Source organism: Nocardiopsis trehalosi NBRC 14201, from assembly GCF_001552555.1.
GTDB lineage: Bacteria > Actinomycetota > Actinomycetes > Streptosporangiales > Streptosporangiaceae > Nocardiopsis_B > Nocardiopsis_B trehalosi.
On sequence record NZ_BCRK01000329.1, the window covers coordinates 1 to 2,585 of the forward strand.

Here is a 2,585-nt window from a genome sequence, read left to right on the forward strand (position 1 = left end):
GGGGCGGCGCGGGCCGCCCCGCCCCCCGCCGCTGTGCCGCCGCCGCCCGGTGATGCCCACGCGGAAAGGGGTAGGAGCAAGGCGATCGCAGTCGCTACCGTCCCGGAGGCCGCAGATGGGAATTGGGCTCGGAATCTTCCTCGTCGTCGTCGGCGCGGTGCTGAGGTTCGGCATCACGACCGACATCGCGGGACTCGACCTGGGCGCGATCGGCGTGATCCTGATGCTCGCCGGGGCGGCGGTCATCATCCTCACCCTCGTGATCATGACCACGCGCAGCAACCGGGCCGTCGACCGCCGCCCGCCGGGCGATCCCGACGTCCTCTGACCCCCGCTGCGGCCGCCCGCGGGGCGCTCAGCCCCGCGGGTAGCGCCGCAGCAGCGCGACCAGGACCGCCGTCGCGGCCACCGTTGTCGCGGCCACCGGGACGAACGCGGCCTGGAACCCGCCTCCGGCCTGCAGGATCACCCCCGCCGCCACCGTGGCCACCACCGTGGTGGTGAACCCGCTCATGTTGACGAGCCCCGACGCGACCCCCGTCCGGTGCGCCGGCATGCCGTCGCGGGCGAAGTCGAACGACAGCGCGGGGGCCATCACCGCGCCCGCCGCGCTGACGACCAGGACGGCCACCACCACCGGCGCCGGCGGCAGGCCCCCCGGCCACGCAACGAGCGCCGTCCAGCCGACGCTGAACAGCGTCGCCAGGCCGATGGCGAACGGGCGCCGGATGCCGGGGGCGCGCCCCACGAACGCGCCCAGGACCGGCGAGATCCACAGCACCCCCGCGCCGAGGGCCGACAGCAGCAGCCCGGCCGCGGCGGGCGCCAGCCCCATGCCCTCGACGAGGAACGGGTAGCCCCACAGCACGCCGAGCATGGTGTAGGGCGGCATGACGGCCGCGTGGTGGGCCATCCCGACCAGCGGCCCGCGCGCCCGCAGCGCCTCGGCGACGCTCGCCCGCGCCCGCACGGGCGCGTGGACGCGCGGCCCCGCCGTTCCGGCGGGCCGGTCCCGGACGACGAGCAGCACGAGCGCCATCATCAGCAGGGTGAGGCCGCCCGCCCCGAGGAACGCCCACGTCCAGCCGACCCCGTGCAGCGCGGCCGACAGCGGGGCGACGCTGGCGACCTGCCCGATGCCCCCGGCCACCCCCGTCAGCGAGCTGACGAGCGCGTAGCGGGAGCGCGGGAACCACAGGGCCCCGAGCCGGATGACGTTGAGGAAGGTCACCGCGTCGCCGAGGCCGATGAGCACCCGGCCGGCGACCGCCGCCTCGATGTTCGGCGCCAGCGCGAACAGCACGACGCCCGCGGCCATGGCGGCGAGCCCGGCCAGGAGCGACCGGCGCGGCCCGAACCGGTCGGCCATGAGCCCGGTGGGCACCTGGAGCAGCACGTAGACGAGGAGCTGGAGCATGGGCAGCAGCGACAGCAGGGCCGGCCCCACGTCGAAGCGCTCCTGCGCCTCCAGGGCGGCCACGCCCAGCCCGTTGCGGTGGAACATGGCGAGGAAGTAGACGCCGACCGCCACGCCCCACACGAGCCACGCGCGGGCGCCGCCGGGCGGCTCGGCGGGGGCCGGCGCGGGCACGTCCGCCCCCGGATCGGCCCCATCGTCGGACGTCCGGACGCGCACGGCACCCCGGTTCGCGCGGGCGCTCATCGGCGGGCCCCCAGCAGGCGGGCGGCCGAGTCGAGGTGCGCGCCGACAGCGGCGGCCGCGGCCCCGGTGTCGCCGTCGCGGACGGCGGCGAGGATGGCGGCGTGCTCGGTGATGTTGGCGCGCATCCGGTCGGCGGTGCGGGCGCCCTCCTCCATCATCCGCAGCTGCCGGTCGCGCAGCGCGTCGTACAGCTCGGTGAGGATGGTGTTGCCGGCCGCGGCGACCACCGCGCGGTGGAACTCGCGGTCGGCCACGATGAAGGCGCGCCGGTCGCCGTCGAGTTCGTCGCGCATGCGGTCGAGCAGCGCTGTGAGCCGGGCGGTGAGCCCGGCCCGCTCCTCGGCGCCGGCGGCGGCGGCCCGTTCGGCGGTGTAGCCCTCGACCAGGCGGCGGGTCTCGATGACGTCGTCGATCTCGGCCTGCGACACCGGGACGACCAGGGCGCCGCGCTTGGGGAAGAGGCGGACGAGCCCTTCGGCCTCCAGCCGGAGCAGCGCCTCGCGGACCGGCGTGCGCGAGACGCCCACCCCGGTGGCGATGGTCCCCTCGCTGATCAGCTCCCCGCCGGCGTAGCGGCGGGTGAGGATGGCGTCCTTGGCGTAGCGGTACGCCCGGTCGGTGGCGGATTGCGTTGTATGCATGTTGTATCCATGCTAGCCGTGGTCCGTCCGCCTTCGGGGGTGATCCGGGGTGACCCGGCGCACCTCGGGGCGCACACGGCCCCCTGGCGCCACCTCCGCCGCCCCGGCCCCGTCCGCCTCCTCTTGTCCCGCGCGCGTGCGCGCACGCGCGCATAGGGACCGCGGGCGGCCCGCGGGGAAGGCCCGGGTGACCGACGGGGAACGGAGCGGCCAACGGCGGGGGCGGCGGGACGGCGGCGCCCGGCGGCACCCGGCCGCACCCGGCGGGCGGAGGCGCCCCG

Annotated in this window: 3 protein-coding genes; 1 reads left to right on the plus strand and 2 read right to left on the minus strand. The window is 77.0% G+C overall.

Features of this window, described 5'->3' with window-relative positions; translation table 11 throughout:
• Positions 1-115: 115 nt before the first annotated feature.
• Positions 116-328, plus strand: a complete 213-nt coding sequence (locus NT8_RS27875) for a DUF6458 family protein (RefSeq protein WP_067976022.1) — start codon at positions 116-118, stop codon at positions 326-328.
• 27 nt (positions 329-355) lie between these two features.
• Here the strand turns inward: NT8_RS27875 and NT8_RS27880 are convergent, their stop codons facing one another.
• Positions 356-1,663: an MFS transporter gene (locus NT8_RS27880; protein WP_084469346.1), complete on the minus strand. Its 1,308-nt coding sequence runs from the start codon at positions 1,661-1,663 to the stop codon at positions 356-358.
• On the minus strand, positions 1,660-2,304 hold the full coding sequence (locus NT8_RS27885) for a GntR family transcriptional regulator (RefSeq protein WP_067976025.1): 645 nt from the start codon (positions 2,302-2,304) through the stop codon (positions 1,660-1,662). The genes NT8_RS27880 and NT8_RS27885 overlap by 4 nt, the downstream gene beginning before the upstream one ends.
• Between the last annotated feature and the right edge of the window lie 281 nt (positions 2,305-2,585).

Coding starts and splice junctions, on each gene's coding strand:
- NT8_RS27880 (WP_084469346.1), bottom strand. CDS start 1,663: ATGAGCGCCCGCGCGAACCGGGGTGCCGTGCGCGTCCGGACGTCCGAC.
- NT8_RS27875 (WP_067976022.1), top strand. CDS start 116: ATGGGAATTGGGCTCGGAATCTTCCTCGTCGTCGTCGGCGCGGTGCTG.
- NT8_RS27885 (WP_067976025.1), bottom strand. CDS start 2,304: ATGCATACAACGCAATCCGCCACCGACCGGGCGTACCGCTACGCCAAG.